Source organism: Mucilaginibacter puniceus, from assembly GCF_054783175.1.
The window spans coordinates 161,406-182,510 of the sequence record NZ_BAAGRB010000002.1 but is presented as its reverse complement, the minus strand read 5'-3'; the positions used below and the strand labels follow the sequence as shown (position 1 = coordinate 182,510).

Genomic DNA, 21,105 nt, shown 5'->3' with positions numbered 1-21,105 from the left:
ATAGGTTATGATTTAACTAATTATTAACAACCGCCCAATAAGCTTTTTTACGTTGTCCGCTAACGTCAAACAATAGTGGATATGCTTTAAGCATTATTGGTGGGCTAGGAATTGGGTCGCCTGCCGAGCCACCGCCACGACTGTCTAACCAACTCCCCCTATCACTCACATTCCAAAACGTAACCGAATTAATATGTTTTTTGTATTGTCTGAAAATATCAAACACCATTTTGTACTTGGCAATTTGGTTAGCCTCTGCTTCGGGTGTATACCCCGGGTCAACCAATGGCTTTCCCGGAATGATCTCTGCGGGCTTAGCATGTACCGTAATATCCAATTCGGTAAACTGTACGTCCAGGCCCAATGATATTACTTGATCCAAGGCTGTCCGTATCTGATCAGCAGACGGCCTGCCTACTGTCCAATGTGCCTGGAAGCCTACACCATCAATTGGTACCTTATCGGCTTTTAGTTTTTTTAGTAATTTAAAAATTTTTTCACGTTTATCCGGGCGCTCACTATTAAACTCGTTATAGTACAGTTTAGCACTGGGATCTGCTTCATGGGCAAACCTAAAAGCGGCTTCTATATATTCGGGCCCGTTAAATATCTCCAGCCATTTGGTATCGCGGTACATTTTATTGGGATCGGGGCCATCTTCAATAGCCTCGTTAACCACATCCCATGCATACATTTTACCTTTATACCGGTTCATAACAGTAAAAATATGCGTTTTTAAACGCTGTAATAGCAACTCCTTACTGGCTGGCTTTCCATCAGGGCCGGTAAACATCCATTCGGCACCCTGCTTATGCCACAGTAAATTATGGCCGCGTATCTTAATATGGTGTCTTTCGGCAAAGGCAACAATATCATCAGCATTTTTCCAGTTCCATCTGTTTTCTTCGGGATGGATAACGCCTACCTTCATATCATTCTCTGCAGTTACACTATTAAACTCCCTAATAATTAAGGCCGAATCGGTTCTTATTGATCTTGAACCAACTGCTACTCCCACCAGGAAATCATCTTTAAAATAATCTTTCAGACCTTTGCTCAAATCAGCTTGTGGTGTAGTATTGGGTACGGATGAAACAGTTGCAGTTTGTTTAGGTGTACATTGCACTAAAGCCGACAATGTTGCTAAAGCTATGACAACAGCTATTTGTCTTCTGCAAACGTTAAATGAATACTTCTTCATAATTACAATTGGTTAAAAAAAGCCTCCCGAAAAAATTCGGGAGGCTTTTTTGAGTACTATTATTTAAGATTATTTATTAACTACGGCCCAATATGCTTTTTTACGGTTTCCGTCAACATCAAACAATAATGGATAAGCTTTACGCGGTATACGTCCAGCGGTTGCTGTTGCTGCACCTCCACCCTGGGCGCGACCATCTAACCAGCTTGATCTGTCAGTAACGTTCCAAAAAGTTACGCTGCTAATATGTTTTTTGTATTCTTTCATCACATCAAACATTTTTTTGTATTGCGCAACTTGCAGTGCTTCCAATTCTGCAGTATAACCCGGATCAACCGGAGTAGTCGTGGCGCCTGCGGCCGGTATAATCGCACCTGCCGGGTCTAAGGCTGCCGGCACACGGATATCAATATCTAACTCTGTAAACTGCACATCTAAACCCAATGATATGATCTCATCTAAAGCAGTACGCAATTGCTGAACTGTTGGATTGTTAACTTTCCAGTGTGCCTGGAAACCCACACCATCTATAGGTACACCTTTATCCTTTAAATTTTTAACCAGCTTATATATTTTACGATGTTTGGTATCACTTTCGCTGCTGTAATCGTTATAGTATAATTTAGCTTTAGGGTCAGCTTCATGTGCGTAACGGAAAGCAGCTTCGATAAACTCGGGGCTTTTAAATAGGTTCCACCATGGGCTGTTGGTACGATAAATCACGGTTGAATCCGCACCATCTTGTACAGCTTCATTCACTACATCCCATGCATAGATTTGTCCTTTGTAACGCCCCACAACTGCATGAATATGGTCTCTTAAACGTTGAAGTACCAATTCTTTGCTTGATGGTTTACCATCAGGCGCAGTAAAAAACCACCTTGCATCCTGGCTGTGCCATAATAAATTATGACCACGTACAGCGATGTTATGCCTTTTGGCAAAAGCCATAATGGCATCGGCATTTTCCCATCTCCAGGTATTTTCTGACGGGTGTAAAACACCCGGCTTCATATCATTTTCAGGTGTTACGCTGTTAAACTCTTTTATGATCAATGCCGAGTCGCGGCTAAGTGATTGCATTGCTACAGCTACACCAACTTTAAAGTATGGGCTTAGATAATCTTTTAAGCCTTTATTAGGATCATTTATAGGTGTTGTATTCGGCACTGCAGATATAGACGCACTTTGCTTAGGCGTACATTGCGTGTAAGAGGTTACGGTAACAAACGCTGCCGCAATAAGGGCAAAGTTCCGCCTGCGGTTTTTAAGTAAATATGTCTTCATGTTATTTGGTTATTGGTTTTAGAGTGAATAAAATTAGTAATAATTAGATATTATATTCCAGTAGCTATTGTCACTTTTTTGTTTGATAAGGCAGGTGCGATACTATTCATGTTTATCTGTTGCCACTACTTTTTCAATTCTTTTATCGGGCATAAACCAAATACAGGCAACTGTAACATATAAAGCAAAGCTGATCCAGGTATTAACCCATGCCATGGCTATAGCAGTTAAGTATATAATTATTGATATTTTACCTTTCCAGTCTTTACCTAATGCATGTGCTAATAAGGATTCAGAACCTTCGTGCTTTACCAATGTTATCACCAATATCGTGTAAGCTATGGCATTCATTAATAGCACAAAGCCATACATTGCTACAGGTGCCGGAGACTGAAAATCGGTCTCGCCCATCCATGCTGTCACAAATGGGACCATCGAAAGCCAAAAAAGCAAGTGCATATTGGCCCATAATATTCCACCGTTTATGGATTTTATAATATGCATAGTATGGTGGTGGTTATTCCAGTATATACCTACATATATAAAACTCAAAACATAGTTAACAAACACATGAAAAGTAGGCGCTAAATCGGCCAAATCATGACCCTGAGGAGTTTTTAACTCCAATACCATAATAGTGATTATAATGGCTATTACACCATCACTAAATGCCTCTAAGCGTCCTTTGCCTATGTGCACGTTACTCATGTTTAAAAATCAGAATAGCTTGTAGGGTGTAAAAATGTTTGATCGTTCTTTTGCACGTTACCTTTGTATTCAGGCTTAGCAGATAACTCTTTCCAATCAGGATGTGCAAAAAATGCTTTCCAGTGGTCGTCCCTGTCTTGCTGGCTATTGTAAGTGGTTAAATACATTAAATTAGGCATGCGGCTACCCGCTATAACTTGTGCATAAAACACACCATTTGCATTTATTTTATTAAAAATAGCTACTTCATGGTCAAACATTTCAACTTTGTTGGCATGTAATTTTTCGGTACCACTTTCATAACTGCGTAATTCATAAAAACGATCAGTTTTGTTAGCGGTTAGTTTTGGCAATTCTACAGTAGGCGCTACCCCAAATGCCCGTAGTAATATAGTTTCTATGCGTACATAAGGTAAATTAGCAACCGGAGCATCCAGGTAATCTTTTCCGTTAGCCAGGTATTGTTGGTCTTTTAACAATTTAGCCGGGGTACTTTCCAGTTCGTCCATGCTTTTAAATGGTGTAAAAACATAAATTTTGTGGTCAGTGGTATCCGCATCAGTTATCGGTTTAAAAACCCCAATATTTTTGATACCTAACTTATGCAATGCCGGCAGATAAGCGTTTTGCAAAAAGCCCTCAACCGTGGCAACTTGTTTAGCGTTTTTAAGGTGATATACCTTAATTTGATAATAATACCTGTCGGCTGCGTTAGCTTTTATAGTCACACAGAAACACAACACAAATACCACAACACCCATCAAAGGGTTAATATAGTTTTTCAAAGATGATCTCATAAATTTTATAATTACTTGGTTTATTTTATTCTCGGTAAACTTACGATGATTAATACAAAAACTGCAGTAACTAATTTCAATAAATTTGCATCAACCCCTATACTTAAGGTAACAGCCAGTACCATTTGAAAGATAATTGCACCCATAAGCACTAAAGCAAGGCTCAACCAAATGGACGTAATATTAAACCAGCTAATAAAAGTTTCGGCAATAATAACCGATCCCAGCCCTCCTATTACAATACCAATACCCATATTAATATCCGCAAAACCTTGCAATTGGGTAATTAGATAACCGCTAACCGCTGTTAATGCGTTTGCCAGAGCCAGGCCGATGATTTTCATACGATCGGTATTTACCCCTAATGCCCGCACCATAGTTTCGCTGTTACCCGTAGCACGCATAGCAATGCCGAAATCTGTTTTCAATAAATAACCAATCAGCAAAGTTATTATCAGCACAAAAAAAACAAGGATAATGAGCGTGTTTTGATTGGGATTTTCAATCAAATTTACAGCCGTAAATATGGATGAGGTATTGATCAACGGAAGATCAGATCTACCCATTACCGTTAAATTAACCGAGTAAAGCGCCGTCATTACCAATATACCTGCCAACAAGGGGTTAACCTTCAGCTTAGTATGGATCAACCCCGTTATCGCTCCCGATATGCCACCGGAGATGATCGCTGCGGGCAAAATAATATAGCCCGGCAAATGATGAATGAGCATTACTGCCGTAATCGCAGCACCCAGGGTATAACTGCCATCCGTAGTAATATCCGGGATGTTAAATATTTTCATGGATATATAAATACCTAACGCAAGTCCCGAAAAGCACAATCCCTGTAATAAAGCGGTGAGGTAAAAGTCCATTATTTTACAGCTTCAAAGTTTGGCGGAATGGTGATATTATACTTTTTAACAGCCTCTGCATTATATACCCGCTTCCTGATTTTCACCATTTCGGGTTTCAATCCGTCAGTTTTATTTGTTTTTAAGTATTGTGCGGCCTGTTCACCAGCCTGGTATCCCCATTGATAAATATCAGCACCAAAAGCAGCTACTGCGCCTCTTTGTACTAAACCGGCCTCACTGGTAAATATGGGTACATTTTTTTGGTTGCAGTTTTTCAGGATAGTTTCAAAAGCGGCAAATACGGTATTATCCGGGTTGGCAAAAAATGCATCAATGTTTTTGTTTAACAAAGCCAGCGTTACTAATTGTGCTTCGGCGGACGAATTTAAGGGTAAAGCTATCAAGGTAATATTTAATTGGTTAGCCAAACCCTTTATCCGCTCCATAGCATCTGCTGATTGTGGTTCCGATTGATTATATATCATTCCGATAACCAATTTGCCATTTTTAGGCTTAATAAGTTTAGGAATAATTGAAAATGAAGTATCGATATAATTCAAATCCTCAACCGCGCCAAATAAGTTAGCGGGCGCTTTACCGTGGGCATCAAGCACGTTCATTCGCTCGGGCGTTGGCGATACCATTTCAAAAATGGGGATAGTTTTAGTTTTTTGCACTGCCGTAACCGATGATAGCGTTGTACAGGTAGCCAATAGGTCAACAGGTACACTTATAAAATAATTCACTATTTGTGTTAACGTGGGTATGCTACCCTGGGCATTTCGATATTCGATTTTTAGGGTATTTTGCTCTTCGCTGAAACCATTTTTCTTTAAAGCATCCGCAAACCCGGTACGTGCCTGTGCTATGGTAGCGTCCTCAAAAGCGTCAACAAAACCTACAATCGGCACATCATTTTTAGTTTTTGTATTGCATGATGTAAGTATGATTAGTAAAGTAGCAGCAATTAAAGGTTTTATCAGCTTCATGCTACTAAGTTATATATTTCGCTTAATTTTAACCCAACATGACTTCTATAATATCAAAACTACCACAACTCGGCACTACAATATTTACCACCATGTCGGCTTTGGCGGCCGAAGTTGGTGCAATAAATCTTTCACAGGGCTTTCCTGATTATGAATGTTCACCTGTTTTAATTGAACTGATCAATCAGGCCATGAAAGATGGCCATAATCAGTATGCGCCAATGGCGGGCGTAATGGCATTGCGCGAACAAGTGGCTAACAAGGTGGAAAAATTGCATAACAGCAAATACGATCCCGATACAGAAATAACTATTACAGCCGGTGGAACACAAGCTGTTTTTACTGTAATTAGCACCCTCATACATCCTAATGATGAGGTAATTATATTTGAACCGGCATTTGACTGCTACTCACCTGCCATTAAGCTAATGGGTGGTATTGTAAAATCGCTGGAGTTGGCACCGCCCGATTACCGCATTGATTGGGATATGGTTAAAAAGTTGATCACCAATCGTACCAAACTAATCATTATTAATTCGCCCCATAACCCCACGGCTACCATTTTGCATGAGGATGATATTGAACAGTTGAGCGCGATAGTTAAAAACCAGGATATATTTATTTTAAGCGATGAGGTTTATGAGCATTTGATATATGATGGCGAAACGCACCGCAGTATGGCACGCTATCCCGAATTAAAGGAACGCAGTTTTATCGTAGCATCATTTGGAAAGCTATTTCATGCAACCGGATGGAAGGTTGGCTACTGCCTTGCTCCTGATTATTTAATGGCTGAATTTAGAAAAATACACCAATACCTGGTTTTTAGCGTTAATTCTCCAATGCAGTATGCTATGGCAAAGTATTTAGAGGATGAAAGTACTTACATGGACCTGCCTGCATTTTTTCAGCAAAAACGAGATTATTTTCGTGAAGGATTAGCACAAACACAATTTGATTTACTACCTTGCTATGGTTCTTACTTTCAATGTGTTAAATACCAAAACCTAAGCGATGAAAGTGATATTGATTTTGCTTTGAGATTGACCCGAGAGGCCAAAGTTGCCGTTATACCAACCTCTGTTTTTTATACGCAGGCAACAGATCATCAGGTATTACGTTTATGTTTTGCGAAGAAGAAAGAAACATTAGATACCGCGATTGAGCGATTAAGCAAACTTAAACCTTTGTAATAATAATACGTATTAGTTAAACTGCCGAACTTACCGAATTATGGATAATTTAAAAATCACCCTTTATCAAGGATACCTTTTTTGGGAAAAAATTGATAAAAATTTGCAAAATATAGCGTTGCGATTATCTGCAATACGTGAAAAAACCGATTTGATCATTTTACCCGAAATGTTTAATACCGGTTTTACTATGAATGCAGAAAAATTGGGTGAACCCATGAATGGTAAAACCATGCAGTGGATGCAAAAAATAGCTATGCAGTATAATTGTGTAGTTACCGGCAGTTTGATCATCACCGACAAGGGAAAACATTATAATCGATTAATTTGGATGCTTCCTGATGGCAACTTTAAGCATTACGATAAAAGGCACTTATTTGGACTGGGTAAGGAAGATGATACCTATACAGCAGGTAAGAAAAAGCTGATAGTAGAACTTAAAGGCTGGAAAATTTGTCCGGTTATATGTTATGATCTGCGTTTCCCGGTGTGGCTGCGTAATGTTAATCAAACTTATGATCTGTTAATAGTTGTAGCTAACTGGCCCGAACGCCGTTCATTAGCCTGGCGTACACTGATACCGGCACGTGCTGTTGAAAACCAATGTTATGTAATTGGTGTTAACCGGGTTGGTCATGATGGCAATGAGATATATCATTCAGGTGATTCCACTTGTATTGACCCTAATGGCAACGTAGTATATTATAAACGCGATGAAGATGATGTATATACCTTCCCTATTATGGCCGATGAGATTGCTTACGCAAGGCGCGCCTTTCCGTTTTTAAAGGATGCCGATCAATTTGAACTCAAAGATTAATCAGCTAACTTGCTCCAATCTATTAATGAAGTGATGAAAAATTTGAGGGGCGTTTTTATAATTGTTTTCTTTTTTGCTTTTTCTTTTGACACATCGGCACAAAGAAAAAAAGACTATACCCAATTTGTTGATCCGTTTATAGGTACAGGTGGACACGGCCACACTTACCCCGGTGCGGTATTGCCTTTTGGAATGATGCAACTTAGTCCTGACACCCGCTTAACCGGTTGGGATGGCTGTTCAGGATATCATTATACGGATAGTGTGGTTTACGGCTTCTCGCACACCCACTTAAGTGGAACAGGCATATCAGATTACGGCGATATATTGTTTATGCCTACTACCGGCGAACCTAAATTTAAAAATACGGAATACAGTTCGGGCTTTTCCAAAAAAAATGAAGATGCTTCACCGGGTTATTATAAAACCCATTTAGATAAATATAATATTGATGCTGAGCTGACAGCTACAACGCGCGTTGGTGTGCATCATTACACATATCTAAACAATCAGCAAGCTAATATTATTGTTGACCTGCAACACCGTGACCAGGTGATTGAATCATGGATAGAGGTTATTAATGATCACGAAGTACGCGGTATGCGCCGTTCAAAAGCATGGGCGAAAGATCAGTATATTTATTTCTACGCTAAATTTTCTAAACCATTTAAAAGTCATATAATAGCTATTGATGATATAGCTCAATCGGGCAAAAGTAAAGCTGATGGTAAAAACATTAAGCTGGCTTTGCAATTTGGTTCTCCCGGCGAGGTGATAGCTAAAGTGGGTATATCTTCAGTAAGTGCTGAGGGAGCTTTAAAGAATTTAGATAAAGAAGTACCCGGATTTGATTTTAAACAAGTAGCTAAAAACGCTAAAGCCGCCTGGAATATTGAATTATCAAAAATTGAAGTTGAAGGTGGTGCGCCTGATGCCGGCGACCAGGCGTTAATGGATCTGCCTTATAATTATAATCCTTTAGCTACCCAACCAAGAGCTACTAAAAAAGGAAAAGGTCCCGATCAAAATAAACTCAAGCTGATTACTTTTTATACTGCCTTATATCATTGTATGCTGGCGCCTAATATTTATAATGATGTTGATGGCCAATACCGCGGATTAGATCAAAAGATACATTCCGCGCAGGGATTTAATTATTATACGGTTTTTTCTTTGTGGGATACATTTCGGGCAGAACACCCCTTATTAATGTTAATTGACCGTAAACGCACGGCGGATTTCATTAAATCGTTTTTAGCGATGAACGAACAGGCTGGCACATTGCCAGTATGGCCATTAGCCAGCGATGAAACATTTTGCATGATAGGTAACCATTCCATCCCGGTTATTGTGGATGCCTATGCAAAAGGGATACGCGATTTTAATGCTGAAGAAGCCTTTGCTGCCATGAAAATTGCTGCTAACCGCAGCCAGTTTAGCTTTGATAAATACGCTAAAAATGGTTTTGTACCGATTGATGAACCTGAATCGGTATCCAAAACACTTGAATATGCTTATGATGATTGGTGCATAGCCCAAATGGCCAAAATGTTAGGCAAACAATTGGATTATAGCATTTATATACAACGCGCCCAAAACTGGAAGAATGTATACAACGGCCAAAACGGGTTTATGCAGGCCCGAAATAAAAATGGCACATGGTACACCCCTTTTGATCCTACCGAAATTAATAAAAATTATACCGAAGGTAATGCCTGGCAATACACGTTTGCAGTACCACACGATATACAAGAGTTGATCATGAACATGGGTGGAAAAGCCAATTTTGAAAATAAACTAAATGAGCTATTTACCACTACCGCCAAAGTGTCTGGAAAAAAAATTGAAGATGTAGCAGGATTGATTGGTCAGTATGCACATGGTAATGAACCCAGCCACCACATGGCGTACCTGTTTAATTTCACAGACGAGCCTGATAAAACCCAATATTATATTCATAAGATAAGGAATGAAATGTACAGTGCTAACCCCGATGGTTTATCAGGTAATGAAGACTGCGGGCAAATGTCGGCATGGTATGTGATGAGCGCGTTGGGTATATATAATATCGCACCAGGTCAGCAGCAATATTTAATTGGGCTACCTCAATTCGCAAAAGCAGTAGTTAATTTAGAGAACGGTAAGAAATTTACCATCCTTAATTCGGGTGCCACAATAAGCCGTGATAATATTTATCTACAAGGCATCAACCTTAATAAAAAGGCTTACAATAAACTTTATATCAACCATAACAACATTGAAAATGGCGGCGAATTTGAAGTATTTACAGGTAGGTTAGCTAATAAATTATTCACCCAGGAATTGGAAAAACCCACATCAGAAATTACCGATAACTTAATAGTAGCTAATCCTTATTTTACAGTACTGCAAACCTTTGCACCTCCGGTGGCGGTAGAGATACATAGCAGTGATGCCGAAGCCAAAATTTATTATACTACAGATGGCTCTACTCCTACAAAGGCATCAGCAGTTTATACAAAGCCTGTCTCCACACCGGCTAATACAATTATTAAAGCTATTGCTGTTAAAGGTGGTAAAAGTAGTTTTGTGACCGAACATAAACCTTAATTGATATGACATACAACGAAAAACTTGCAGAAAGAATACGTGAGGCTTTGGTTGATCAGCCCGATGTTGAAGAAAAGAAAATGTTTAAAGGCCTTTGCTTTATGGTAAATGGCAAAATGTGCCTTTGTGCCAGCGGTGATGAAATGTTATGCCGGATAGGCCCAGATAACTTTGAACAGGCTTTAGAGACCAATGGTTGCCGTGGTATGATACGCAATGGCAAACCCTTAAAAGATTTTGTATTTGTAGGTCCGGAAGCTATGCGCACCCAACAGCAATTTGACTATTGGATAAATGCTGCGCTGGCTTTTAACCCGCGTGCCAAGGCAACCAAAAAGAAATAGTAAAGGCGACCTATGTAATTAAATTGTTAAAACTGCGTTGATACGTAATTGTAATATGGTTTTACTTTTGAGCCAATAATTCACATCTTTACCGCATGTTCAGACGTCTGCAAAACAAGTACCTAAGATTCCTGGTCTTCTTTATATATGGTGTAATCATTCTTTTTTGTGCTATTGAATTAAACTTTTTATGGTTGTTTGGTTATTCTCCCGATATGCAGGATATTAAAAATCCACCTTTAGCTGTAGGTTCGCAGGTATATTATGCTGATGGTAAATTACTTGGCCAATACTATCGCGAAAATCGCTCACCGGTTGATTATAAAGAGATATCTCCTAACCTGATAAATGCTTTAGTAGCTACAGAAGATGTGCGTTTTTACAAGCACGGCGGGGTTGATTACCTGGGTTTTGTAGGCAGTATGATCTCTACTGCTACAGGAGATAGACGCGGAGGCAGCACTATTACCCAGCAATTGGCTAAAAATATGTTCAGCACCCGCAAGAAAAAATCGCAGGGATTGATCAGGTTTATACCATTGATACGTACCCTAATTTTTAAATGTAAAGAATGGATAACCGCCTATAAAATTGAACATGTTTATAATAAAAATGAGATACTGACCTTGTACTTTAATACTGTTCCATTTGGCAATAATACCTTCGGTATCAAAATAGCTTCGCTTAAACTTTTTAATAAAACACCTGATAAGGTTAATCCTGCCGAGGCGGCAACCTTAGTTGGTATGTTAAAGGCAACATCAACTTATAATCCTATCAATAACCCTGATAAAGCTGTTGAGCGAAGGAATGTAGTATTAGGACAAATGGAGAAGTACGAATACATCACCAAAGCCCAATTTGATGTTTATAGTAAAAAACCTATCGGACTTAATTTAGCTTATGTTGAAAAAGATTACCACGGCGATTCATATTTGCGCCAGGCAGTTGAGCGTTGGCTGAAGCAATGGTGTACAGATAATAATTATGACCTGTATGAAGATGGATTAAAAATATACACCACCATTGACTCGCGACTACAGCAATATGCCGAAGAGGCCGTTGCCGAAAAAATGAAGATGCTGCAAAAGCGCTTTAATAATCTTTGGGGTGACAAAAATCCATGGCGTGATTCAAAAGGCAATGAGATAGTAAACTTTATACAAAAAGCCGAGCAACGCTTACCTATTTATAAGTTGCTGAAAAAGAAATACAATGGCGATACTACATTAATAAACGCTTATTTTGAAAAGCCGAAAAGAATGAAGGTATTTACCTGGAATGGCGAAAAAGACACCACATTCTCCAGCGTTGATTCAATAAAATACTACGCCGGAATATTAAATACCGGTATGATGACCATTGAGCCTTCAAGCGGGAAAATTAAGGTTTGGGTAGGCGGTATTGATCATAAGTACTTTAATTATGACCATGTTAACCAATCTAAACGCCAGGCAGGCTCTACTTTTAAACCCTTTGCTTACGTAACAGCATTGGATAATGGCTACACCCCTTGTGATAAGTTTACAGATAAACGGGTAACTATTAAATATACCGATGGCGGCCGCGAACAGGTTTGGGAGCCTAACAATGCCGATTGGAATTTTACGGGTTATGAAATGTCCTTACGCTGGGCAATGGGTAAATCAGTAAATTCCATTACAGCTCAAGTAACAGAGAAAGTGGGCTGGGATAAGGTAGTTGAATATGCACATAAAATAGGCATTGAAAGTCCGCTCAAAGCAGTGCCTTCTGTGTCATTAGGTTCAAATGATGTATCGGTTTATGAAATGGTGCGCGCCTATAGTACGTTTTTAAATAAAGGCGAAAAAATAGACCCATTACTGGTTACTAAAATAACCGATCAGGATGGCAACATCTTGGAAGAATTTAGTTTGAAAACCGAGCGTGTACTAAGTGAGGAAACCGCATGGCTAATGCTTTATATGTTTAGAGGCGGTATGGAAGAACCGGGTGGTACATCACAAGCTTTATGGGAATATGATCTGTGGAAAAAAAACAACCAGATAGGTGGCAAAACAGGTACATCATCTGATTATGTGGATGGCTGGTATATGGGCATTACTAAAGATTTGGTAACAGGCGTTTGGGTTGGTGCCGATGACCGGAGTGTACACTTTACTACGTCCGAAACCGGCGAAGGCTCACATACCGCATTGCCCATATTTGGCAGGTTTATGGAAAAAGTTTATAACGACCCTAAATCCGGTTATACGTATGGGCCTTTCCCTAAACCGTGGTCAAAAATAACTAAGCAATATGATTGCCCAACGCCACGATTAGCAAGAGATACGCTGGAAAACGATAGTTTGTATCTGATAGAAAATGATAGTTTAATGATATCGCCGCCTCCGTTGGGCACAGAGCCTAAAATTGCACCACAGTTATAGCATAATAGGTTATTATAAAGGTATTTTTATAAATTAGCTTTCTAATCTTCTTATCACCCAAATATGAGTAAACTCTACCCTATTATTACTAAAGCCATAAAAAGCGTTGTCTTTTTTATAGGTGTTTTAATAATATTTAGTCTGTCTGCACAGGCGCAATATTTTGGGCAAAATAAGGTAAGGTATAAAAAACTTGATTTTAAGGTTTACAAAACTCCACACTTTGAAATATATCATTACCTGAAGAATGACAGCGCTATAAAACGCTTCGCACAGGAAAGCGAGCTTTGGTACACCCTGCATCAGCAGGTTTTTCAAGATACTTTTAGTAAGCCTAATCCTATTATTTTATATGCCAATCATCCCGATTTTCAGCAAACTACGGTATTGGATGGCAGCATTGAAGTAGGTACAGGCGGCGTAACCGAAGGTATGAAAAACCGGGTTATTATGCCATTTATGGAAAATAACCAAATGACCCGACACGTATTGGGACATGAATTGGTACACGCTTTTCAATACCATATATTGTTGGGTAATGCTGATAATCCATATGAAAATATAAATAACCTACCCTTATGGATGATTGAGGGTATGGCCGAATACCTATCATTAGGAAAAAAAGACGCGTACACCGCCATGTGGATAAGGGATGCTTATTTAAATAATGATATACCTACAGTTAAGGAGTTGAGCGAAAGTAATAAATACTTTCCTTATCGTTATGGGCAGGCATTTTGGTCGTTCATTGGTTCAACATATGGCGATACGGTTATTATGCCTTTCTTTAAAAATACCGCGCGTTTTGGTTTACAATACGGCACAAGGCGTACATTTGGCTATGATGATAAAACCTTATCAACCTTATGGAAAAACTCTATTGAAGCCACTTATAAACCATTTTTAAAAGATACTGTACAAAAACCAATAGGACAAGTTATTATAAATGATAAAAACTCGGGTAAAATGAATTTGGCGCCATCATTAAGCCCTGATGGTAAATACCTGGCTTTTTTATCCGAAAAGAGTTTATTCGCTATAGACTTATTCCTTGCAGATGCCAAAACGGGGAAAATACTCAAGAAGCTTACGAGTAAAATATCCAATACACATATTGACGAGTTTAACTTCCTTGAATCGGCGGGTGCATGGTCGCCGGATGGAAAGCGGTTTGCCTTTAGTGTATTTAACAAAGGCCGCAACCGTATGGTGGTGGTTGATGTAGCCAGCAGCCGCGTAGTTGATGATGTATCTATGGGTAAAGCCGAGCAGTTCAGTAATTTATCGTGGTCACCTAACGGGAAGGATATCGTTTTTCAGGGCTTGGCAGAGGGACAAGGCGATCTGTATTTATACAACTTCGATACTAAAAAGGTTACCCAATTAACTAATGACAAGTTTTCTGATTATCAGCCCAGCTTTTCAAGAGATGGTAAAAAGATAATCTTTACAAGTGACCGCACTACCTATGATACTAAACTTTCACAGGATATCACTTTTAACTTAGCCGAGTATGATTTAGTAACAAAAAAGATAACAGATATTAAAATATTCAATGGTGCTAATAACTTAAACCCTCAGTACTCATCAGATGGTAAACAGGTATATTTTTTATCCAATCGCGATGGGTTCCGTAATATGTACCGTTACACACTAAGCGATGGTAAGGTTGAACAAATGACCGACTTTTTTACCGGAATTTGCGGTATCACCGAGTTTTCTCCCGCTATAAGCATATCAAATAATGATGATATTGCTTATTCCTATTATCGCGCACAAAAATATTCCTTATATAATGCCAAGGCAAGCGAGTTTACCCCCATTGTTGTTGATGCACAGGTAACCAATTTTGATGCGGCTATGCTGCCGCCGGCTAAGGCTACCGGTGTTGACCTGATCAACTCTAACCTGAATAACTTCCTGGCGTATAAAAAAATACCAACCTCATCCATAACCGAGATACCTTATAAACCCCAATTTAAAATGGACTATTTATCAAGCACCGGGGTTGGCGTGGGTGTAAACAGCACTTTTGGTGCCGGTTTAGCCAGCGGTGTACAGGGTATATTTAGCGATATTTTGGGCCGTAACCAGATAATTGGCGGGTTAGCAGTAAATGGGCAGATATATGATTTTGGCGGACAAATACAATATATTAAACAGGAAAGCCGATGGAACTTTGGCGCAGGTATATCACATATCCCCTACCAGTTTGCTACCTATAAAAATGTACCGGCTACATTTACTAACAGTAGTAATCAAAACATCCCGGCTATAGAAACGCGGCTTGATCTGATACGAATATTTCAGGATCAGGTGGCTTTGTTTACCTCCTATCCTATCTCGCGTACTACACGCCTGCAATTTGGTGGTGGCGCGGCTATGTATTATTACCGTATAGATCGTTATAGCACTTATTATGATAGTAGTGGTAACCTATTATCATACCAACGGAATAATATTAAAAATGATGCCTATAACAATGATCCGTACAATGCAGGTACGTTATTAAGGCCTTTTACTATTTACCAGGGCAGCGCTGCCTTAGTTGGTGACGATTCTTTTTCGGGAGTGGCTGCCCCATTGGGTGGTTACCGCTACCGTTTACAGGCAGAGTATAATTTCGGCTCCTATAATTTTTTTGCCCCAACAGTTGATGTACGTAAATATGTGCGCGCAGCTCCGGTTACTTTCGCGGCACGTATATACGGATATGGCCGTTTTGGAAATGCAAGCGGGTTATATCCAATATTCTTAGGCTATCCTTTTTTAATACGCGGTTATGAAGCACAAACGTTTTATAACAATACAACTAAACCCGGTAATGGATTCACTATAGATCAATTATCAGGCAGCCGTACCGCGGTAGCTAATTTTGAGGTGCGTTTACCTTTTACCGGCCCCGAAAAATTATCTCAAATTAAATCAGGCTTTCTTTTCTCAGACCTGAACTTGTTTTTTGATGCTGGCTTAGCCTGGAGCGGTGGTAATCAGGTGAAATTCCAATCGGCCCCCGACCGTATTGGTACTGATTCAAACGGAAATGCTATATATAATACCAACCAGCGTGTGCCTGCTTTGAGTGCGGGTATATCCCTACGAGTAAATTTGTTTGGATATTTTGTATTGGAACCTTACTTCGCTATTCCGTTTAACCGTACTGATGTTAATAAACCTGTATTTGGTTTAGGGTTTACGCCTGGATGGTAATATTACTAAAACTATTGCTTTATATGATAGTTATAGGTTCTATATAACAACATGAACAAACTGCTTTTAATTATATTTATATTTTTTTCTGGTAATTTGCTAGCTCAATCGCCCAACGCCCCTATTACGCCGTTGGATACCACCAAAAGAGATCCTATAAAACCACCGCAATCAAAAGATATTGACCCGGCTACGGGCTTAAACACCGGGTATTATATTGCCGATAACCTAACCATGGTTAAAAATTTTAGCAAATTTTATAAATTAATGGATGCTGCCGGTTTAACAGAAACTTTCAGGAGTCGTGGGCCTATAACTGTTTTTGTACCGGATAACCAGGCATTTACTAAACTATCAGCAGGCAGGATCGATAGTTTATTAATGAAAGATAATTTACCACAACTAATTGCGTTGGTAACCTACCATGCTATACCCGGCAAACTAACTGTAGGAGACATGGCTAAGCAGATTGATGATAAAACAGGTTTGGCCACTTTTACCACCTTATCCGGCGGTAGGTTATATGCCAAATATGATAATAATAGATTAGTATTGCTTGATGAAACAGGCCACCAAATTATAATAACCAGGGATGGAATTAAACAAAACAATGGTTTATTTAACATTATAGATACGGTATTGCAACCTAAAAAACGGCTGTAAAGCAGACTGATTGATGACAAACCAATAACATATTATTTACGTAATTTGAGTTATAATAATAATGGTATAAAAATGAAAAGATCAATTTTAGCAATAATAGTACTATGTACAATTACCTTTTTGGGTTGCGAAAACAGTAACGGGCAAGCCAACGAAAAAAGGTTAAGTAAACCCGCTAAGGAGTGGAAAAAAATATTAAGTGCTAATGCCTACCATATAATGGTAGAAAGTGGCACCGAACCACCGTTCCAGAATGCATATTATGACAACCACCAAAAAGGTGTATATGTAAGCGCAGCCACCGGCGAGGTGTTGTTTAGCTCGGAAGATAAATTTGATAGCGGTACGGGATGGCCAAGCTTTGTTAAACCCGTAGACATGAAAAAAATAAAAATAGTAAAAGACTATAGCTACGGTGTGCGCGACGAAGTAATCGAGGCCAGTACAGGCTTACACCTGGGCCATGTATTTGATGACGGCCCTGAAAACCGGGGCGGCAAACGATACTGCATGAATTCGGGCGCGTTAAAATTTATTAAGCAGCCTTAACTGCCCTGCGCATAGTAGCTATTGATGGCCTTAATTGCGGGCGCATCCTTACGTTACTTTCATAATTTAAGCCAATGGTCAGGTCTACCCAATCAGGGTTAACAGATCTGATCATTTTTTCTTTTTGGGGACGTGTGTAAGTACTCACCATTTTAAAACGCTCCATAGCCTGCTCCTCGGTATTTATCTCTTCAAAATAAACCAAACGGTTTAATTGTTGCGCGCTGTCAAAAAATAAGGTTGGCATTTCGCTATAAAATTTTAAGGTTTTTAATAGGTCCGAGCATAATCCCACATGTAGGGTATTCCTGTTTCTGTCTGTAATTAAGTATATAAAGCGTTTCATTTTAAATAAATTTCGTTGGTTAAAAAATAATTACTAATTTTATGAGCATAAAAATACTAATAATTTTAGCAATTCCAAATTTTTATGTCAAAAATTCCATCAAATATTAAATATCTTCGAAAAAAGAAGGGTTTAACCCAGCAACAGTTTGCTGATCAATTAGGTATAAAAAGGTCGCTTGTAGGGGCTTATGAAGAAGAACGTGCTGACCCCAAATACGATTTGCTAAAAAAAATAGCAGCCTTTTTTGATGTATCTGTTGATGATTTTATTAACGAGAACATTAACGATAAATGGGTACCGAAGCCAAAAGGAAGCGGTGATAACCTGCGTATCTTATCTATATCTGTAGATAAAGACGATAACGAGAATATTGAGTTAGTACCAATGAAGGCCAGTGCGGGTTACTTAAATGGTTATGCCGACCCTGAATTTGTGGCACAGTTACCCAAGTTTTATTTACCCATGTTTAAACAAGGTACCTACCGTGCTTTTGAAATAAAAGGCGATTCGATGCTGCCGCTGGTATCGGGCACTACTATAATAGCAGAATATGTAGAGAACTGGGCAGATATTAAACAAAACGAAACCTATGTAATATTATCACAAAGCGAGGGCGTAGTATATAAGCGTATTGGTAATAAATATAAGGACAACAAAAAGCTTAAACTGGTATCAGATAACCCCATATATGATGCTTATGAAATAGATGGAACTGATATTTTAGAGGTATGGAAAGCCAAAGCTTACATATCTACCAACCTGCCTACACCGCCACCCGAGCCAACCATGGAAAGTTTAACTGCTATGATGACACAAATGCAGCGATCAATAGCCAATTTGCAGCAAGGCAACAATTAAGTTACATGTTACCTAGTTAAACCTTTAGCATATATCTTTATCCTACTTAAAAAACACCAAACAAATAACTTAAGATGAAAAAATTATTATTAGTGTGCTTGTTCGTAGTTGGAGCAAGTGCAATTAGTTTTGCTCAAGGTGGCCCGGGTGGCGGCGGTATGCGCGGCGGCGGTACTCCTGAGCAACAAATTGAGCGTTTAAAAACTCAAGTAACCGGCATTACTGATGCACAGTCTGCAAAGTTGAAAACTATTTACGAAGCTCAAGCAAAAAGCAGAGACAGTTTGATGACAGCCTTAGGTGACGATCGTGGCGCTATGAGAGAAAAAATGGCCCCTATTACTGCTGCATACCAGGCAAAAATTAAAGCAGTTTTAACAGCTGAACAAGCAACAGCTTGGCAAAAAGCATTAGATGAGCAACGTGCAAGATTTGGTGGTGGCCCAGGTGGTGGTGCTCCACGTAACTAATTTTTAATAAAAACCCTGAATAATCAGGGTTTTTATTGTTATCTTCATCATACATATTATAAAACCAAACATAAATTTAAAACAATGAAAAAAATTTTACTAGTGTGCTTATTAGCACTTGGCACAAGTGCAATGAGCTTTGCTCAAGGTGGCCCGGGCGGCGGTGGCGCAGGAAGAACTCCTGAAGCTCAATTAGAGCGTTTAAAAGGTGCTGTTACAGGTATCACTGCTGACCAGGAAACTAAAATTAAAGCTATTTATGCTGTACAGGCTAAAAAACAAGATAGCTTAAGGACTGCAGCTAATGGCGATTTTCAAGCAATGGGTCCGGCAATGCAAACCATGAGAACTGAAACCAGTGCGAAAATAAAAGCATTATTAACTGCTGACCAACAAAAACAATTTGATGCAATCCCACAACGGGGCTTTGGTGGCGGTGGTCCTGGTGGTCCAGGCGGTGGCGCTCCTCGTAACTAATTAAATTTTTACAAAAAAGAACCCCGATTTATCGGGGTTTCTTTTTTTATTTAATTTTTTTTTATAATTTCAAGCTATAAACTTAATAACCCCTAAAAACAATCTTAAAAAAATGAAAAAAGTATTATTAGTAGCCTTATTGGCTATCGGCGTAAGCGCAGCAAGTTATGCACAAGGTGGCCCGGGTGGTTTTGGCAGAACTCCGGCTGAACAAGCAGAGGCTTTAAAAACCTCATTATCATTATCAGCTGACCAGGTAACAAAAGTTACAGCTATTTTTGCTGCTCAAGCTAAAACCAGAGATAGCTTAATGGCTGCCGGTGGCGGTATGCAAGGTGGTGGCGATATGTCTGCTATGATGGCCTCATTTACTAAAATGCAAAACGATCAAGCCACTAAAATTAAAGCAATATTAACTGCTGATCAGGCTAAAATTTATCAAAAACAATTGGATGAAAGAGCCGAGAGAATGAAACAATTCCAACAAGGTCAGAATTAATATTTTAAAATCATGAAAAAAATATTAATAGCAGCCTTATTGACTATTGGCGTAAGCACTGTAACCTTAGCACAAGGCCCTCCGAGCCCTGAAGAACAAGTAGCGGCATTAAAAACGTCATTAACTTTAACTGATGCACAAGTAGCTAAGGTAAAAACAATTATTACTGCTCAGTCAAAAAGTGCAGATAGTTTATTTCAGTCAGGAGACATGCAAAATGCATTTCCTAAATTTATGGCTTTAAGAACTGCAAATAATGCAAAAATCAAAGCATTATTAACTGCTGATCAAGCTAAAATTTATCAAAAGCAATTGGATGAAGAGGCAGAAAGAATGAAACAATTTATGCCACAGAATTAATAAAAATTCTACTTTTTAAAAAAAGCCTCCCGAAACCGGGAGGCTTTTTTTTGTATATATAATTAATAATTGCTAACTTAAAAAATAAACCAACTAAATACCGCCAGATTATGAAAAGATTAATATTAATAGCCTTATTGGCTATAGGCGTAAGTGCAGTTAGCTTTGCGCAAGGCCCTATGAAAACCCCCGAAGAACAAGTAGCGGCTTTAAAAACCCAATTAACTTTAAATGATGACCAGGCTGCTAAGGTTACAGTTATATACCAGGCTCGTGCTAAAACAATTGATAGCATAAGGATGAATGCGAAAAGTACCGATAGGCTAGCCCTATTAAAAAAGATAATACCTATTTACACAATAGCTAATGATAAAATTAAAAAAGTATTAACCCCTGAACAGGCTGCTATTTTTCAAAAAGACGTTGATGCACAGAACGAGAGATTTAAGCAAATTCAACAGGCACAGAATTAAT

Annotated in this window: 21 protein-coding genes; 14 read left to right on the top strand and 7 right to left on the bottom strand. The window is 38.9% G+C overall.

Annotation, left to right across the window (positions count from 1 at the left end; all coding sequences use genetic code 11):
• Window positions 1-16: 16 nt before the first annotated feature.
• The 6 genes from ACYVJ6_RS07630 to ACYVJ6_RS07605 form a co-directional block, all read right to left on the bottom strand.
• Window positions 17-1,201: an endo-1,4-beta-xylanase gene (locus ACYVJ6_RS07630; protein ID WP_460693458.1), complete on the bottom strand. Its 1,185-nt coding sequence runs from the start codon at window positions 1,199-1,201 to the stop codon at window positions 17-19.
• A 69-nt stretch (window positions 1,202-1,270) separates the two neighbouring features.
• Window positions 1,271-2,488 carry an endo-1,4-beta-xylanase gene (locus tag ACYVJ6_RS07625; protein ID WP_460693457.1) on the bottom strand — a complete coding sequence of 406 codons (1,218 nt, stop codon included), beginning with the start codon at window positions 2,486-2,488 and terminating at the stop codon, window positions 1,271-1,273.
• A gap of 102 nt (window positions 2,489-2,590) precedes the next feature.
• Entirely contained in the window at window positions 2,591-3,196 is a 606-nt protein-coding gene (locus ACYVJ6_RS07620) for a TMEM175 family protein (RefSeq protein WP_460693456.1), read from the bottom strand.
• Between the two features lie 2 nt (window positions 3,197-3,198).
• A complete protein-coding gene (locus ACYVJ6_RS07615; RefSeq protein WP_460693455.1) occupies window positions 3,199-3,993 on the bottom strand; it encodes an NIPSNAP family protein in 795 nt (264 codons plus the stop codon).
• Window positions 3,994-4,013: 20 nt separating this feature from the next.
• Complete coding sequence (locus tag ACYVJ6_RS07610; RefSeq protein ID WP_460693454.1) at window positions 4,014-4,868, bottom strand: ABC transporter permease; 855 nt, start codon at window positions 4,866-4,868, stop codon at window positions 4,014-4,016.
• Window positions 4,868-5,839, bottom strand: coding sequence for an ABC transporter substrate-binding protein (locus ACYVJ6_RS07605; RefSeq protein ID WP_460693453.1), 972 nt, complete (start codon window positions 5,837-5,839; stop codon window positions 4,868-4,870). Before ACYVJ6_RS07605 ends, ACYVJ6_RS07610 begins: the two co-directional genes overlap by 1 nt.
• 38 nt (window positions 5,840-5,877) lie before the next feature.
• Here ACYVJ6_RS07605 and ACYVJ6_RS07600 point away from each other — a divergent pair, with 38 nt between their 5' ends.
• The 8 genes from ACYVJ6_RS07600 to msrB all read left to right on the top strand — a co-directional run bounded on the left by ACYVJ6_RS07600 (window position 5,878) and on the right by msrB (window position 17,618).
• The gene (locus tag ACYVJ6_RS07600; protein WP_460693452.1) at window positions 5,878-7,032 is read left to right on the top strand and encodes a methionine aminotransferase; all 1,155 of its coding nucleotides are present in this window, start codon (window positions 5,878-5,880) and stop codon (window positions 7,030-7,032) included.
• Window positions 7,033-7,072: 40 nt separating this feature from the next.
• A complete protein-coding gene (locus tag ACYVJ6_RS07595; protein ID WP_460693451.1) occupies window positions 7,073-7,852 on the top strand; it encodes an amidohydrolase in 780 nt (259 codons plus the stop codon).
• Window positions 7,853-7,885: 33 nt separating this feature from the next.
• Complete coding sequence (locus ACYVJ6_RS07590; protein ID WP_460693450.1) at window positions 7,886-10,441, top strand: GH92 family glycosyl hydrolase; 2,556 nt, start codon at window positions 7,886-7,888, stop codon at window positions 10,439-10,441.
• Between the two features lie 5 nt (window positions 10,442-10,446).
• Window positions 10,447-10,785: a TfoX/Sxy family protein gene (locus tag ACYVJ6_RS07585; RefSeq protein WP_460693449.1), complete on the top strand. Its 339-nt coding sequence runs from the start codon at window positions 10,447-10,449 to the stop codon at window positions 10,783-10,785.
• 95 nt (window positions 10,786-10,880) lie between these two features.
• A complete protein-coding gene (locus ACYVJ6_RS07580) occupies window positions 10,881-13,196 on the top strand; it encodes a penicillin-binding protein 1A (protein WP_460693448.1) in 2,316 nt (771 codons plus the stop codon).
• A gap of 63 nt (window positions 13,197-13,259) precedes the next feature.
• The gene (locus tag ACYVJ6_RS07575; protein WP_460693447.1) at window positions 13,260-16,406 is read left to right on the top strand and encodes a tolB protein precursor; all 3,147 of its coding nucleotides are present in this window, start codon (window positions 13,260-13,262) and stop codon (window positions 16,404-16,406) included.
• Between the two features lie 51 nt (window positions 16,407-16,457).
• On the top strand, window positions 16,458-17,069 hold the full coding sequence (locus ACYVJ6_RS07570; protein ID WP_460693446.1) for a fasciclin domain-containing protein: 612 nt from the start codon (window positions 16,458-16,460) through the stop codon (window positions 17,067-17,069).
• A 72-nt stretch (window positions 17,070-17,141) separates the two neighbouring features.
• Window positions 17,142-17,618, top strand: coding sequence for a peptide-methionine (R)-S-oxide reductase MsrB (gene msrB / locus ACYVJ6_RS07565; protein ID WP_460693445.1), 477 nt, complete (start codon window positions 17,142-17,144; stop codon window positions 17,616-17,618).
• Here msrB and ACYVJ6_RS07560 read toward each other — a convergent pair.
• Window positions 17,605-17,964, bottom strand: a complete 360-nt coding sequence (locus ACYVJ6_RS07560) for a GIY-YIG nuclease family protein (RefSeq protein ID WP_460693444.1) — start codon at window positions 17,962-17,964, stop codon at window positions 17,605-17,607. The genes msrB and ACYVJ6_RS07560 overlap by 14 nt on opposite strands.
• A gap of 84 nt (window positions 17,965-18,048) precedes the next feature.
• On the opposite strand from ACYVJ6_RS07560, the gene ACYVJ6_RS07555 reads away from it, so the two are divergent.
• The 6 genes from ACYVJ6_RS07555 to ACYVJ6_RS07530 all read left to right on the top strand — a co-directional run bounded on the left by ACYVJ6_RS07555 (window position 18,049) and on the right by ACYVJ6_RS07530 (window position 21,104).
• Complete coding sequence (locus ACYVJ6_RS07555) at window positions 18,049-18,825, top strand: XRE family transcriptional regulator (RefSeq protein WP_460693443.1); 777 nt, start codon at window positions 18,049-18,051, stop codon at window positions 18,823-18,825.
• A gap of 74 nt (window positions 18,826-18,899) precedes the next feature.
• Window positions 18,900-19,295 (top strand): periplasmic heavy metal sensor, encoded by a 396-nt coding sequence (locus ACYVJ6_RS07550; RefSeq protein WP_460693442.1) that lies wholly within the window; start codon window positions 18,900-18,902, stop codon window positions 19,293-19,295.
• A 132-nt stretch (window positions 19,296-19,427) separates the two neighbouring features.
• A complete protein-coding gene (locus ACYVJ6_RS07545; RefSeq protein WP_460693441.1) occupies window positions 19,428-19,772 on the top strand; it encodes a hypothetical protein in 345 nt (114 codons plus the stop codon).
• Between the two features lie 112 nt (window positions 19,773-19,884).
• The gene (locus tag ACYVJ6_RS07540; protein WP_460693440.1) at window positions 19,885-20,271 is read left to right on the top strand and encodes a hypothetical protein; all 387 of its coding nucleotides are present in this window, start codon (window positions 19,885-19,887) and stop codon (window positions 20,269-20,271) included.
• 12 nt (window positions 20,272-20,283) lie between these two features.
• Window positions 20,284-20,631, top strand: coding sequence for a hypothetical protein (locus ACYVJ6_RS07535; protein ID WP_460693439.1), 348 nt, complete (start codon window positions 20,284-20,286; stop codon window positions 20,629-20,631).
• A 110-nt stretch (window positions 20,632-20,741) separates the two neighbouring features.
• Window positions 20,742-21,104 (top strand): hypothetical protein, encoded by a 363-nt coding sequence (locus ACYVJ6_RS07530; RefSeq protein WP_460693438.1) that lies wholly within the window; start codon window positions 20,742-20,744, stop codon window positions 21,102-21,104.
• The last annotated feature ends 1 nt before the right edge of the window (window position 21,105 follow it).

Bases quoted from the DNA above. Each gene is read 5' to 3' on its own strand.
- ACYVJ6_RS07630 (WP_460693458.1), bottom strand. From the start codon at position 1,201: ATGAAGAAGTATTCATTTAACGTTTGCAGAAGACAAATAGCTGTTGTC.
- ACYVJ6_RS07625 (WP_460693457.1), bottom strand. From the start codon at position 2,488: ATGAAGACATATTTACTTAAAAACCGCAGGCGGAACTTTGCCCTTATT.
- ACYVJ6_RS07620 (WP_460693456.1), bottom strand. From the start codon at position 3,196: ATGAGTAACGTGCACATAGGCAAAGGACGCTTAGAGGCATTTAGTGAT.
- ACYVJ6_RS07615 (WP_460693455.1), bottom strand. From the start codon at position 3,993: ATGAGATCATCTTTGAAAAACTATATTAACCCTTTGATGGGTGTTGTG.
- ACYVJ6_RS07610 (WP_460693454.1), bottom strand. From the start codon at position 4,868: ATGGACTTTTACCTCACCGCTTTATTACAGGGATTGTGCTTTTCGGGA.
- ACYVJ6_RS07605 (WP_460693453.1), bottom strand. From the start codon at position 5,839: ATGAAGCTGATAAAACCTTTAATTGCTGCTACTTTACTAATCATACTT.
- ACYVJ6_RS07600 (WP_460693452.1), top strand. From the start codon at position 5,878: ATGACTTCTATAATATCAAAACTACCACAACTCGGCACTACAATATTT.
- ACYVJ6_RS07595 (WP_460693451.1), top strand. From the start codon at position 7,073: ATGGATAATTTAAAAATCACCCTTTATCAAGGATACCTTTTTTGGGAA.
- ACYVJ6_RS07590 (WP_460693450.1), top strand. From the start codon at position 7,886: ATGAAAAATTTGAGGGGCGTTTTTATAATTGTTTTCTTTTTTGCTTTT.
- ACYVJ6_RS07585 (WP_460693449.1), top strand. From the start codon at position 10,447: ATGACATACAACGAAAAACTTGCAGAAAGAATACGTGAGGCTTTGGTT.
- ACYVJ6_RS07580 (WP_460693448.1), top strand. From the start codon at position 10,881: ATGTTCAGACGTCTGCAAAACAAGTACCTAAGATTCCTGGTCTTCTTT.
- ACYVJ6_RS07575 (WP_460693447.1), top strand. From the start codon at position 13,260: ATGAGTAAACTCTACCCTATTATTACTAAAGCCATAAAAAGCGTTGTC.
- ACYVJ6_RS07570 (WP_460693446.1), top strand. From the start codon at position 16,458: ATGAACAAACTGCTTTTAATTATATTTATATTTTTTTCTGGTAATTTG.
- msrB (WP_460693445.1), top strand. From the start codon at position 17,142: ATGAAAAGATCAATTTTAGCAATAATAGTACTATGTACAATTACCTTT.
- ACYVJ6_RS07560 (WP_460693444.1), bottom strand. From the start codon at position 17,964: ATGAAACGCTTTATATACTTAATTACAGACAGAAACAGGAATACCCTA.
- ACYVJ6_RS07555 (WP_460693443.1), top strand. From the start codon at position 18,049: ATGTCAAAAATTCCATCAAATATTAAATATCTTCGAAAAAAGAAGGGT.
- ACYVJ6_RS07550 (WP_460693442.1), top strand. From the start codon at position 18,900: ATGAAAAAATTATTATTAGTGTGCTTGTTCGTAGTTGGAGCAAGTGCA.
- ACYVJ6_RS07545 (WP_460693441.1), top strand. From the start codon at position 19,428: ATGAGCTTTGCTCAAGGTGGCCCGGGCGGCGGTGGCGCAGGAAGAACT.
- ACYVJ6_RS07540 (WP_460693440.1), top strand. From the start codon at position 19,885: ATGAAAAAAGTATTATTAGTAGCCTTATTGGCTATCGGCGTAAGCGCA.
- ACYVJ6_RS07535 (WP_460693439.1), top strand. From the start codon at position 20,284: ATGAAAAAAATATTAATAGCAGCCTTATTGACTATTGGCGTAAGCACT.
- ACYVJ6_RS07530 (WP_460693438.1), top strand. From the start codon at position 20,742: ATGAAAAGATTAATATTAATAGCCTTATTGGCTATAGGCGTAAGTGCA.